Source organism: Beduinella massiliensis (assembly GCF_900199405.1).
Lineage (GTDB): Bacteria > Bacillota > Clostridia > Christensenellales > Aristaeellaceae > Beduinella > Beduinella massiliensis.
In genome coordinates, this window is the sequence record NZ_LT963430.1 from 3,930,603 (window position 1) to 3,944,118 (window position 13,516).

9 protein-coding genes are annotated in these 13,516 nt (G+C 61.0%); 3 read left to right on the forward strand and 6 right to left on the reverse strand.

Going from position 1 to position 13,516, the window contains the following annotated elements; all coding sequences use genetic code 11:
• Positions 1 to 8: 8 nt before the first annotated feature.
• From C1725_RS18645 to C1725_RS18665, 5 genes are all read right to left on the reverse strand, one after another.
• Positions 9 to 1,904, reverse strand: a complete 1,896-nt coding sequence (locus tag C1725_RS18645; protein WP_102413177.1) for a diguanylate cyclase — start codon at positions 1,902 to 1,904, stop codon at positions 9 to 11.
• A gap of 106 nt (positions 1,905 to 2,010) precedes the next feature.
• Positions 2,011 to 3,855 carry a polysaccharide deacetylase family protein gene (locus tag C1725_RS18650; RefSeq protein ID WP_102413178.1) on the reverse strand — a complete coding sequence of 615 codons (1,845 nt, stop codon included), beginning with the start codon at positions 3,853 to 3,855 and terminating at the stop codon, positions 2,011 to 2,013.
• 73 nt (positions 3,856 to 3,928) lie between these two features.
• The gene (locus tag C1725_RS18655) at positions 3,929 to 4,894 is read right to left on the reverse strand and encodes a type 2 periplasmic-binding domain-containing protein (RefSeq protein WP_102413179.1); all 966 of its coding nucleotides are present in this window, start codon (positions 4,892 to 4,894) and stop codon (positions 3,929 to 3,931) included.
• Positions 4,891 to 5,403, reverse strand: coding sequence for an RNA polymerase sigma factor (locus C1725_RS18660; protein ID WP_346026857.1), 513 nt, complete (start codon positions 5,401 to 5,403; stop codon positions 4,891 to 4,893). Before C1725_RS18660 ends, C1725_RS18655 begins: the two co-directional genes overlap by 4 nt.
• A 245-nt stretch (positions 5,404 to 5,648) precedes the next feature.
• Positions 5,649 to 6,623: an alpha/beta hydrolase gene (locus C1725_RS18665; RefSeq protein ID WP_346026858.1), complete on the reverse strand. Its 975-nt coding sequence runs from the start codon at positions 6,621 to 6,623 to the stop codon at positions 5,649 to 5,651.
• Positions 6,624 to 6,749: 126 nt separating this feature from the next.
• On the opposite strand from C1725_RS18665, the gene C1725_RS18670 reads away from it, so the two are divergent.
• From C1725_RS18670 to C1725_RS18680, 3 genes are all read left to right on the forward strand, one after another.
• Entirely contained in the window at positions 6,750 to 8,045 is a 1,296-nt protein-coding gene (locus tag C1725_RS18670) for an extracellular solute-binding protein (RefSeq protein WP_102413182.1), read from the forward strand.
• A gap of 10 nt (positions 8,046 to 8,055) precedes the next feature.
• Positions 8,056 to 8,964: an ABC transporter permease subunit gene (locus C1725_RS18675; RefSeq protein ID WP_102413183.1), complete on the forward strand. Its 909-nt coding sequence runs from the start codon at positions 8,056 to 8,058 to the stop codon at positions 8,962 to 8,964.
• 107 nt (positions 8,965 to 9,071) lie between these two features.
• Positions 9,072 to 9,905, forward strand: a complete 834-nt coding sequence (locus tag C1725_RS18680) for an ABC transporter permease subunit (protein WP_102413184.1) — start codon at positions 9,072 to 9,074, stop codon at positions 9,903 to 9,905.
• A 56-nt stretch (positions 9,906 to 9,961) separates the two neighbouring features.
• On the opposite strand, the gene C1725_RS18685 is transcribed toward C1725_RS18680, so the two are convergent.
• A complete protein-coding gene (locus C1725_RS18685) occupies positions 9,962 to 13,495 on the reverse strand; it encodes a peptidoglycan-binding protein (protein ID WP_346026859.1) in 3,534 nt (1,177 codons plus the stop codon).
• Positions 13,496 to 13,516: the final 21 nt, after the last annotated feature.

The window sequence follows — 13,516 nt, forward strand, 5'->3', positions numbered from 1 at the left end:
GGCCTTTTTTATTGCTTCGCCTTTTTATTTTCGTACATGCGCCGGTCCGCGGTTTGCAGCAGCTCGTCGTAGTTTGCCCCTTCCTCGGGGTAAAAAGCATAACCGATGGAGAAGCAAACCGGGATGCGCTCCCCGTTGCTCAATTCCACCTCGTGCACACCGGAGGCCTCGCCAAGCCCGCGAATGTACGCTTCCAGCTCGATTCGGGATTCGCAGCCGTAGATCAGCAGCGCGAATTCGTCGCCGCCCAGGCGTGCCGCCACCTTGTGCGATGCCTTCTGCTCGCGGAGAATATCCGCAAGCCCCCGCAGATACCGATCTCCATTTTCATGTCCGTAGCGATCGTTTACTTGCTTCAACCGGTCCGCGTCCGCAATCACAAAGACCGCCTGCTCCAGGTAGTTTTCCGGCCCGAGGCGCTCTTCCATAAAGCGGCATAGCGCGCGGCGGTTGTACAGGTCGGTCAGCAAGTCGATGTCCCGCTCACGTTCAATGCGCCGGCGCTCCAGCATATCGTCCGTCACGTCCATGACGATCCCCAGAACATAGTGTTCGTACGGGATGGATTCCATTCGGATGAAGCGCTCCTGATCGCCCGGCAGCCGATAGATTCCACGCTCCGGCTCCACAGGATGCCTGCGTATCTCCTGCAGCATCCGCTCAAAGCGTTCCTGATCGCTCAGCACGCGCTCCGCTTCCTCGCCGTAAAGCCCGAGGATTTCGGCGCTTCTGCGGGTCGCCATCACGCGCCTCATGCCCGGCCTGTACTCGTACACGCCTACGGGGATGCTCGCAATTTCAAGAACCGTAGACATCTTGTTGGTCGTATCGAGCAGGCTTCCAATCATCCGATTGATCTGCGTGCTCAGCTTCGCAAATTCAGGCGTCGTCTGCACGTCTATGCGCGTATCCAGGTCGCCCTCCGTGATGACCTGCAGCTTTTCGTTGACCGCGGAGATGCCGCTTACGATGTAATGATCGAGAAAGGTGGAAATGGAACCGATCATGACGAGGGCGATAAGCAGGAGATAGAGCCCCAGCATCAGGCTGTTCTTATAGACGTCCTGATAGAGGCTTTCCTCCGAGCAGATACGGCCCAGGATGACCGAGCCCATCGGGGCGAACACGCAATAGCTCTTGTCCCCCATCACCACCGCGCGCAGGCCTTCCTCGCCCGAAGTTACCTTTTCCTCGCTCAGCCCGATTTCGCGCACGGTCTTATGGATGAAGTCCGGGTTCGTCGAGCCGAGCACCTCAAAACTTGCCGGATCGACTGCAAAGATTACCGCGCCCTTGTCCGCCGTAAGGAGGGAAAAGATATAGGAAAGCTCGTTGCGGCTCATGGATTCCAGCACGCGTCTGGGCTCCATGCCGATCTGCACGATTTCCTTGCCGTCCTCTCGCCAGACGGCGGCGTACTGCATCAGCTTCTGCTCCGCTGTATTGGGCGTGATTTCCTGGCACAGCTCAAGCGACCTGTCCTCAAGCATGGGCAAAAAGAACTGCATCTGTTCGCCGGAGTTGAAATTCATGCCGTAGTACTTGGGCTGCGAACCCGCATACAGGTTTCCCTCTGCATCGAAGAGATGGAATTCGTCGATCTGCAAAAGGTCCGCGACCTTCTGCATCTCCGGCAGATCTCCGATGATTTCTGGCCGATGCTGCACGATGTAAGCGGCTGCCTTCGCGCGAATGAGGCAGTTTTGCATAAACTCCTCCTGCGTCTTCGCCGCATCTTCCTCGTTCTGCCTGAGAATTTGTCCGATCTGCCAGAAAAGCTCGTTCGAAGTCGAGCGCATTCCCCGCCGGGCCCCGCCGATTTGAAGGAAGTAATTGAGCACGAGCGAAACCACCATTGCCGCCAGGATGATTGCACTCAGCCTGCTTCTGATCTTCCGCTTCATAGTTCTCCCTTCTGCTCAGCGTGTCCGCGCTGACGCAGTCCTTCTTCCCTCATTCTCCCATTGTAATGGAATTTTCCGCTAAAAGCAACGCGTTTTTTGGTCATCCTTACCGTTCGATATTTTCCGGCGCCAGATGGCTGTACACCGATCCCGCCTTTACGCCATTCTTATGAAAGGACATGAGCTCGGAGAACGTCACGAACTGGTATCCCTGCGCGCTCAGCTCCGGAATCGCCCGCTCCACGGCAGCAGCCGTCGTCTCGTACACGTCGTGGCAGAGGATGATCGATCCGTTTTTCGCCCCTTTCATGATCGCCCGATAGGTTTTTTCCTCGTTTCGCGTCGACCAATCGAGCGTATCGACCGACCATGAAGCGATGAGCATGTTCATCGAACGCGTGACTGCGCGCACGTCCTTGTTGACGGAACCATACGGCGGACGCAACACGCGGACAGGCGCGTTCGCAACCTTGCCTACCGCCGCGATGGTTCGCTCCAGCTCGCGGGCAATCCCCTCCTGTGACAGCGTCGTCAGCTTTTTATGGCTCCAGGTATGGCAGGCGATTTCACTCCCCTGCTGCGCGACCTGAAGAACGACGTCCTCATAATTGGCTACGCGATTGCCGACGACGCAGAATGTCGCCCTGCCGTCCACCTCGTCGAGCGCCGCGAGGATACGCGGCGTCACCTCGCTCGGCCCGTCGTCAAAGGTGAGGGCGATCATGGGCTTGTCAGGATCGATCCGGCGCACTGCCGTTTCCGCCGGCGCCTGCGTTTGGACGGGCCGCGTCTGCTCCTGCGTAACGTCGTAATCGCTCACATCCGATTTGATTTCCTGCACCTGGGCAATATCAAGCTCCGGCGAAAGTGCGCCTGCCGCGCCGAGCTCCGCGTACGGAAGAATCACGCGCAACGTCCCCAGCGCGCTGGGCAGAAGATCTCCCCGTACGAAAACCACCGCCACGCCGCTGGGCAAAAGCGCGCAGTTTGACAGCCAGCTTTCGTCCGCCTGCGCGTCGTCCATCGCCCCGTATACCTGGGAAAGACGGTCCGTCAAGAGCTTCAGCGCAACATCCTTCCCCGCTTCGGTCAGGATGTCGTCGGCCGTCAACAGCTTTCCCGTCTGCAAATCCGCGGTCACAACAAGCGCCAAATCCTCCTGATGCGCCATAAAGCTGCTCATCAAAAAGCCGTTCTCCATCACGGTGGCATACCGCTCGCCGATACGGTAAGCATCGTAGCTGAGCGATAATTCGACCTCCGCCTCGTCCCCGTCCACGCCGACAGCGCCAAGCATATCCCGCGCCTCGCGTTCCTTTTCCCGCACAAACCGCTTCAGCGCGTCGTCCAGAACGGCGCAATCTGTGCGCGGATATTGAACGTTCAAAGAAAGATGCTCGTCGTATTCGACGTCCGCCTCCGTCCTTCCCACCTGCTGCACGACGGCATCCGAACCGACGATCCATTGATACAGTTCGGCATCCGTCTCAAGTTCGGCATCCTCCGTCTGAACGAGTTTTGCATCCATATACCCGATATGCCCGGAGACCACGACGCGGTAAAACGCGCCGGATCGTCCAAGCACCGCCAACGGCGTAAAGCTTTGCGCCTGCATCAGCACCGGGGCGCGATACGATGGTTCCGCGCGCAGGTTGACGTACTTACCTCGGTTGTCCACGTAGCCCGGCGTCGCGCGGCTTACGTACTGCGCACTCATGTAGCCCGTACCGTCCCCGACGCGCACCCAGTACCAGCCGTCTACATACCCGCGCAGCTCCACCGCCGTGCCTGTACTGTATGTGCCCAGCTGCTGAGAATCGGTCGTGGGCAGTGCGCGCAGGCTAAGCCCCTTCGACGTGACGACGCCATACGCTTCCGCCAGCGCGTTTAAGCTCCCGGACAAGAAGATCACAAATGCCAGCGCCACCGTCAAAATACTTCTTTTGTACATGGTTTCCCTCCATAAAGCTTAAACGAAAGGCCGCCTTCGCAGTTGTCGCGAAAGCGGCTCTCTCTGTTCTGTGTTACAGCGCTTCCTGGAACGCTTCAAAGAATTCCGGGCAGCTCCAGCCGCCGCATCCATAAAGCACCTCGCCGGAAACGTTCATCTGAAGCGTCAGCCCGTTGTCCAAGGCGATCAGCAGGCTCTGCTTGGAGCTGGAGAAATCGTCGCTGTAGGAGGTCGCATTGTCCAGCAGCACGGCGACAAGGTCGTTCGCCTTGCCGCTGTCCTCGATCTTGCCCACGCCCGAGAGCGTCAGGCTCGAAACCTTGCCGCGCACGTCCAGCGTGCTCTCCAGAGAATCCCCGCCGACGCCATAGCCGGCATAGGATACGCGCTGGAACACGCGCATTTGACCGTCCACCTCGGCCGCTACCGCGGTCTTCTGCGAAACGCCGGAGATCGCGTACACCGCCGCGCCCTCGTCCGCCGCGTTGGACAACGCCGCAGACCAGTCGGACCCGGAGGCCATGGACGGTTCACTGGTGTTCAGGCCGACGGTACCGACCTGCTCGCCCAACCGCGATTCCTTCAGGCTCTTCGGCGTCGAGACCATGCGGTAGGCACGGCCGCTCACGCCTACGAGCGGGAAATTGCCGCCCTCGCCGCTGGCGAGGATGGACTTGTACTTCGGCGCGTCCGCGTTGCTGAGCTGAATGCTGCCCGCGGGCAGGTCCGCGTTGCCCACGAGATAGCTTTCCCCTACGCCATCGGGCAGGCTCGCGCCCATCTTGCCGGTGTTCACCTGAGCCGGCAGACCGGTGCGTATGCCGTTCGTCCCGCCGAGCAGGCGCGCCGCCCCCACCGCCAGCACCAGCGCGCAGGCCATAGCCGGTACGCCGATGCGGATAGCCGGCCGCATCCACCATGCACGACGGGTGGTTTGTTCTTTTGCGGCGATGTAGACGCGCTCTTTCAGCGCGTTCCCGGCATGCAGGCCGCCTAGCATTTCGTTCGCTATATCCGGTAATTGTTCCAGCCTATTCACCGGGGGTCGCCTCCTTTCAAAAGGGTTTCAAGTTTCTTTCTTGCGCGGCTCAGCCGGCTGGAAATCGTCCCCTCCGGCAAATCGAGCATCGCGGAAATCTCCGCAATGCCAAAGCCCTGATAGTAGTGCAGCAGAATGACCTCTCTGAACGCCGGTGAAAGCTTATGTATAGCCTCCATCAGCTCCGATTTCTGCTCGCTTTCCGCGATGGAATCCGGCCCGGGAATACACTCCATTGGCGAGCCGAGTACGACCCTTTTTACCCACGCGGCGCGCCACAGATCACGGCATCGATTGAGCGCGACCTTGAGCAGCCAGGCTTTTTCGTGGCCCTCCTGGATGTCCGGCCCTTTCGTAAGCAAGCGCACGAATACGTCCTGACAGACGTCCTCCGCGCGCTGGCGGTCCCCCAGGTAAAAATAACAAACCCGGAGCACGTCATCTGCGTACAGCGAGTAAAGGCGTTCCAGCTGCTCGACGCGGTCAAACGTCTGCGCGCTCTCGCTCAAGAGCCCCAACTCCTTTGCTCATTCATAAGACGGAAAATGCCCCCGGTTTCATCCAATCCTTTCATGAAAAAGGTATTACAAATGTATGAAAAAACGGGCAGTGCCCGCACCTTCTCGAAGCAGCCGCTTCCGCACTGGGCGGCATCGCGCGCGGCCGAGCCTGCAATCCTGAAAGATGAAAAAAACGGCGGTTTCACTCGCCGTTTATTATACCTTATTTTCGTATCCGCCGCAAGGGCAGCCCGTCATTCCACGTAGCGGGAAATAAAGGAGAAAACCTTTTCCCAATACGCATCGCCCGAAACGCTGCGTGCGCCGCCGTGCCCCGCGCCCTCCACGATGAACAGCTCCTTTTCCGCATTGCAGGCCTCGTACAGCGGGTAGACCATGCTCACCGGCACGAAGTCGTCGCGGTCGCCGTGGATGAAGAGCATGGGCGTCTTCGAGGCCGCCACCTGGCGGAGCGCGGACGCTTCCTTAAAGTCGTATCCCGCGCGCATGCGCGCGACGAGGTTCGCAGCGTCCAGCGCCGGGAAGGTCGGAAGCGAAAAACGCACCTTGAGCTCGGAGGCAAAAATGTCCCACACCGAGGTGTAGCCGCAGTCCTCCACGATCGCGCGCACGTTCCCCGGCAGCTGCTCGCCCGAGGTCATCATGACCGTCGCCGCACCCATCGAAACGCCGTGCAGCACGATCTGCGCCTGCGGATCGCGCGCGAGGATCAGGTCGATCCAGCGCAGCACGTCCCGCCTGTCCGGCCAGCCCATGCCGATGAAGTCGCCCTCGCTCTCGCCGTGCGCGCGCATGCTGGGAAGAAGCGGCTGGTAGCCCGCGGCGGCGTAGCGCTGCGCGTAGGGCAGCATGCCCTCCCAACCGCCCCTGTAGCCGTGCGTAAGGATCGCGTAGCGGTGCCCCTCCTGCGGGTACAGCGTGCCCACGAGCGTGAGGCCGTCCTCGCTCGTCACCTGCACGCGCTCCGACGGTGCCTGCGCGAGCCACGCATCTGTAAGCGCCTCCTGCGAAGCGTCGTTCCGCGCGATCGTCTCCTCTACGCTGCCCGGTGCGGGCGCGACCTCCAGCGCCGCCTCTCTGTTGCCGCCGTCGCCTGCCGGGGAGAGCGCGTAATTCACAAAGTAATTACCCACGAAGAAAAGCGCGGCGATCAGCGCCGCCGCCAGCGCCGCCGCGCCCGTCAAAATGCGCCTGCTCTTTCGCTTCATATCGTTGCCTCCACTATTTTGAATTTCAAACCGAATCATTATATTCTCTTCCCCGCGCGTTGTCAATGCATACAATCCCGCGCGCCTTGGAAAACTGTCTTCGACAAAAGCGAGGAGGATACGAAGATGAAGACGGTCAAACGGGCGGCATGCGCCCTTTTTGCGCTCGCGCTTTGCTGGGTGGTTACCGGCTGCGCCTCCAACAACGCGGGGAATGCAGGGCAGACGAAGCTGACGTTCCAGATCTGGGACAACACGCAGAAGTCCGCGATGGAGGCCATGGCCGCTGCCTACACGCAGAAGAACCCCAACGTGCAGATCGACGTGCAGGTCACCAGCTGGGCGGAATACTGGACGAAGCTCGAGGCCGCCGCGACCGGTGGTTCGCTCCCGGACATCTTCTGGATGCACACGGACGAGATCCTCAAGTACGCGGACGGCGGCATCCTCGCGGACCTGACCGACCTGTACGTGGATGAGGAGACGGGCTTTTACGAAAAGCACTTTCCGGAGGGCCTGCTGCAAAACGCGCGCGGCTCGGACGGCAAGATCTATGGCGTGCCCAAGGACAAGGACACGATCTGCCTGATTTACAGCCGCGAGCTCTTCGACGCGGCGGGCGTCTCCTATCCGGACGAGGGCTGGACCTGGAACGACCTCGTCAGCGCCTCGCAGGCGATTCACGACGCGACGGGCAAGTACGGCTACCTCGCCAACAACGACGAGCACTTAGGCTACTGGTCCTACGTCTATCAGGCGGGCGGCTACATCCTTTCCCCCGACAAGAAGACGGCGGGCTATACGCAGCCCGCCACCAAGAAAGCCATCGCCTTCTACGTGGGCCTCCAGGACACCGACTGGTGCCCGGACCAGACCTACTTTGCCGAGACGGAGCCGTCGACCTCCTTCTTCTCGGGCGAAGCGGCGATGTACTTCGAAGGAAGCTGGGGGCTCCGCTCGAAGATGGAGGACTATCCCTCCATGCACGGCAAGTGGGACGTGGCGGTGCTGCCCGCGTGCCCGGACCCGATGTCCGGCGACGGACGGGCGACGATTTCCAACGGCCTGACCTACGCCACAGGCGCCAAGGGCAAAAACCTCGCGGCAGCCAAGGATTTTCTCAAGTTCCTTGGCACGGAGGAAGCCCAGCGCATTCAGGGCGAAAAGGGCGCGGCGATCCCTGCCTACAACGGCCTTGAGAGCACGTGGCTCGGCGTGTTCGACCAGTTTGACTACAAGCTCAACGCGGCGGCGTGCCTTTCGATGTTCGATTACAGCGTGCAGAGCCCGAACAACGCCTCGCGCCCGGCCTGGAAGACGCGCGTGAGCGATGAAATGCTGCGCGTCTACGCAGGCGAGACGACGCTGGACGCCGCGCTGGAGTCGATGCAGCGCACCGTGGACGAACTGAGCAACCGTTAGGAGGAGTACGATGCGCGCAAAACGGCAAAGCCCCGTTCGGGGCGCGGGGGCAACCCGAACGCGCGATGCGGGCTGGGGCTACCTGCTGACCGCGCCCACGGTGCTCGGGCTCCTCATTCTCAACGTCTATCCCTTCATCGAGACGCTGATCCTCAGCTTTTCGCGCACACAGGCCTTCGGAAGCTATGCGTTCAGCGGGCTTGAAAACTACACCCGCATGTTCGGCAGCTCGGAGTTCTGGCGCGCGACGTGGAACACCCTCTACTTCTGCCTGCTGACGGTGCCCGTCGGCGTGTTTCTCTCGCTGCTGGTGGCGGTGCTGCTCAATCAGGGCGTGCGCGGGCGCGCCGCCTTTCGGGCGATTTACTTTCTGCCGATGGTGGTGCCGCCGGCGGCGGTCGCTCTGGTGTGGAAATGGATGCTCAACGCGCGCTACGGCGTCGTCAACGGTCTGCTGGGGCTGTCGGTGCGCTGGATCACGGACCCGGCGCTCGTGCTGATTTCCTGCGCGATCGTCGCCATCTGGAGTGCCGTCGGCTACGACGCGGTGCTGCTGCTTTCGGGCATCCAGTCGATCTCCCCGACGTATTACGAGGCCGCGGAGCTGGACGGCGCGACGCCGCTGCAGCGCTTCTTCCGCATCACGCTCCCGCTCATCTCGCCCACGCTGTTCTTCGTCGTCATCCTGCGCGTGATGTCCTCGCTCAAGGTGTACGACCTGATCTACATGATCGTGGAGCAGTCCAACCCCGCCCTGCCCTATGCGCAGTCGCTCATGTACCTGTTCTACCGCGAGTCGTTCATCGCGGGCGACAAGGGCTTCGGTTCGGCGGTCGTGGTATGGACGGTGCTGCTCATCGGCGTTACGACGCTCTTTCAGTTCACCAGCCAGCAGCGCTGGGTGCACTACGAGTCGTAAGGGGGATGCCTGTCCGCCGCCGCACGTGAGCGAAAGCCGGGAATCTTCGGGGGCGGCACACCTAAACCGGGGTTTCGGGGGCAGCGCCCCTGAGGAAGGGAGGTCTTATGTCTTCGTTTGCCCAGACGCGGCGGCGCGGCCGCCTGCTCGTCTACCTTTTTCTGCTGCTCGGCGCGGCGGTGATGATCGTTCCCTTTGTCTGGATGGTGCTGACCAGCCTGAAGACCGTGGAGGAGAGCATGCGCATTCCGCCGACGCTCCTGCCGGACGCACTGATCCTGCAAAACTACAGCCGCGCGCTTTCGCTGCTGCCCTTCACGAACCTTTACCTGAACACGGCGCTGATGATCTTCTGGCGCATCGTCTGCGCGGTCGTGTTCAGCTCCATGGCGGGGTACGCCTTCGCGAAGATTCCGTTTCGCTTCCGTGGGCTTTTCTTCGCCGTCGTCGTCACGCAGCTGATGCTCCCCACGCAGATCTTCATCATCCCGCAGTATCAGATGCTCGCGAACCTGCGGCTTACGAACACCATCTTCGCGCTGGTCTTCCCCGGCCTCGTGAGCGCCTTCGGAACCTTCTTTCTCCGTCAGGCGTTCATGGGCGTGCCCGACGAGATCATCGAAGCGGCGAAGATCGACGGGTGCAGCCAGGGCCGTATCTTCCTGCAGATCGCGCTGCCCCTCGTGAGCTCTGCGCTCGCGGCGCTCGCCGTCTTTACGGCCGTGTTCGCTTACGGCGACCTGATGTGGCCGCTGATCTGCAACAGCGACCTCAACCGCATGACGCTCTCCTCGGGCCTCTCCACGCTGCGCGGGCAGTTCACCACCAATTTCCCCGTGCTCATGGCGGGCTCGGTGCTCGCCATGGCCCCCATGGTCGTGCTCTACCTCATCTTTCAGCGCCAGTTCATCGAGGGCATCGCGATGACGGGCGGAAAATAGAGATAAACGCAAAGAGGAGCCGCCCAGCTTCACGCCGGGCGGCTCCCTCATGTGTTTTAGTAATTCGTTCCGTACAGGGCGTTCTGCGTCTTGCGTCCCGCGATGCCGTCGACCACCAGCCCCTTTGCGCGCTGGAAGGCCTTGACCGCGTCGTAGGTCTGGTCGCCGTAGATGCCGTCGACCTTGCCCTTGAGGTAACCCTTATCCTTCAGCGCCTGCTGCAGGCGGGTCACCGCCGTACCGCGGCTGCCGTACTGCATGTAGACATAGCCCACGCTGGAGCCGCCGCTCGAGCCGTTGGCGATCGCGCCGGAACCGAACAGCACCGTCTGCGTGTTCACGTCCGCCGCGCCCGTCGCGGAGATGCCGTTGCGGGACTGGAAGCGACGGACAGCCGTCTGCGTCGCGCTGCCGTAGATGCCGTCGAGCGAGCCGTAGTAGTAGCCCAGGGCCGCCAGGCGGCTCTGCAAACGCGTTACCGCGCTGCCGCGGCTGCCGCGGCTCAGGTACACGTAGTTGGAGGTGTAGTCGTTCAGCGGAATGGCCGCCGAGCTGTAGAGCACCTGCTGCGTGTAGCTGTTGGCGGTGCCGGTCTGCGTCAGGTTGTTCACGCGCTGGAACGCGCGCACCGCGCTTTGCGTGCCGACGCCGTAGATGCCGTCGACCTTAATGGTGTAGTAACCGAGGTCCTTCAGGCGCTGCTGCAGGCGGTTCACCGCGCTGCCGCGATCCCCGCGCACGAGCACCGGGTAACGATCGGGGGTGGTGGAGCCGTTCGGACGCGCCGCGACGCTGTAAAGCACCGTCTGCGTGTTCTTGCCCGCGATGCCGTCTACGTCCAGGCCGTTGGTGCGCTGGAACTGGCGGACGGCCTCCTCTGTGGCATAATCAAACTTTGCCGTGAGGTTCACGGAGTAACCCAGGTCCTTCAAACGCTCCTGCAGGTTGAGCACCACCTGTCCGCGGCTGCCCTTGTAGCGGCTCAGCGTCAGGTAGGTCGGCTTCTGGGCCGTCTTTTCGACCACCATATCCTTATAAACCGTTTCGTTGTTGCCATAGGTCACGGTCACGCGCACGACCGCGTTCACGCCCTGCGTGCGCGTCAGCGGAATGCGGAAGACGCCGTCCGAACCGGAGTTCTGGCTGTAGGTGTACTGGGTGCTTCCGTAGGAGGTCGATACCGTAACCTTCAGGTTCGGCGTGGTCTTGCCGACGACGATCAGGGTATCCGTGTAGATCTTGTCGACCGCCAGGTTGGGCTTTTCCACGCTGGGCGCGGGCACGGCGATGTCGCCCGGATAGGCGGCCTGCTTGCCGACGCCCTCGTTCACGTACTGCACCACGAGGGTCTTGTACGTGCCGGAAACCAGTCCGTCAAACTCGATGGTGTAGCTGCCGTTCGCGTCGACCGCGATGCCGCGCGTGACGGTCTTGTTGTCCGGCGTCACCATAGAGGCAACCACGCGCTCGCCCGCCTTCGCGGTACCGATGATGGTGACCTTGCCGACCTCCGGCGTGACCTTCGTGATGGTGACGTCCGTGGCCGATACGGGTTCCGTGACCGTGATTTGATCCTTCCAGGTCGCGGATTTTCCGTTGTTCTCATCCGTGTACTTGACGGTGATGTCCTTGTAATTCCCCTTGGGCACGTTGCTTGCCGTCAGCGAGAACTTGCCGTCCGCGCCGACCGTGCCCTTCGCGGGCACGCCGCCGATCGTCGTCTCGATCGCCGCGTTCGGCTTGCCTTCGCCCGTCAGGACGGCCTGCGCAACGCCGCCTACGGCAGAGGTGATCTTGAGGTCGACCTTTTCCGGGGGTTTGGAGATAGAAACTGTGGTCTCCGCAGTGATCGACGGATTATCCTTGTACGCGACGACCACCAGCATGTCGTCGCCCTCGCCGGGAATGGCTTCCGTCAGCGTGTACTTGCCGTCCGTGGCGTTGATCTGGCCTTCATAAGAGGAGGAACCGACCTTTACCGTGATGGCCGCGCCCTTTTTGCCTTCGCCGCTGATCGTGGTCTTGCCGGTCAAAGGATCGTATTTGGCGCTTACCGTTAAATCAATGGATTTTCCTTTGATTTCAATTGTCGTGCTCGGGATAGATGCATCTTTATAGTTAAATATATCGTAATTTTGAACCTCGGCATGGGCGGTTGCCTCAACGCTTCCCGACACGTCCGGCACGGGGATGCTTACGGTGAATGTGCCGTCTGCTTCGGCTGTCCCGGTGAATCCGGAATATTCCTGACCTGCGATCGTAGCTTTGATCGACGCGACTACTCCTTCTTTCGCACTACCCGAAATCACCACGCAGGCTTCTCCGCCCACGATGTTCGTGATGGTAAGCTCTGAATCAGGAAGTGTCGACTGTGGCGCATCGATCGTCAGGCTAATATCCTTTGTACTCGTTTGGTCTTTATATCTGGCGCTGACTGTATATGTTCCCGCCGTCAGACCGCTAATCGTGTAACTAAATTTTCCTTCGGCGTCGGACTTCGTACTCTCTTTCAAATCGTTATCAACCAGTATCTCAATATCAGAGTTCGGCGTCGCCGTTCCGGTAATAGTGGCGCTAGAATCCGTCTTCTCTGAAATCTGAAGGTTGTCCGGTGTCGCATCGCCTCCGGTAGCATTAAAAGGAACGATCGGCAAGTTGTCGTTGCTCGGCGTATGCAGCGTGCCGTCCCCATTCGACGTTCCGTTGTTCTCCGGATGCGTCTCCTGGCTCTGCTTCCCGACGCTCACCACGCCGTCCGCGAAGGCCTTCTGATCCGGCGCGGCCTCGTAATACGCGCAGATGCGGTAGTCGTTCGGGTTCATGGTGTCAAATTTAGTACTGAACGAGCCGTCCTGGCCGACGATTTTCGTGTGTTTGACGTCTGTGGCCTCGTCGCCCTTATAGACCTGAATGATCACCTTCTGGCCCGCTTCGCCCAAGCCGCTCACGGCGATGTCCTTCGTGCCGGAAAGCGACGCCTGCACTCCGGAAATCGCGGTCGTCGGCGCCGTCACGGCAGGCGTGGTCGGAGCCGATGTCTCCTGTCCGGCGGGCGGCTGGGTCGTGGCGTCCGTGGACGAGGAACCGTTATCCTGGCTGCCGGACGCGGCGATTGTGACGGCGTAAATCTGCCCATCGGCCGTCAGCGCTTCCACCGCCTTAAACGAGTTCTTGACCGCATATGACACCTTCACGCGGTAGGTGCCGTCGATCAGGCCGGTAAAGGTCGTGTCAAACGTTCCCTTTTCCGTGCTATTGCGCGTTACTTTGTGCGGGTTGAACGTACCGGCGATCGCAGCGCCGTCGGCGTCGCACAGCGTCACGTTCACGGCCTGATCCTTTTCGCAAACGCCAAAAACCCGCAGGTTGTTGCCGTCGATCACCTGCATCTGCACGCTGCTGATCGGCGCTGTCGGCGTCACCGCCTCCGTCTTTCCATCCCCGCCGTCGGGGGACGTCGGATCGGTCGCTTCAACCGGCGTCGCCGTGAGCCCGCCGCCCTCGTCCGCAACGGCAGGCAGCGTCGCGGTGCCTGTCATCAGCACGGCCACGCACACCAGCGCCAGCATCTTTCTCATTTTTTCACTCATTTTCTTTCCCTCCATTCCGCT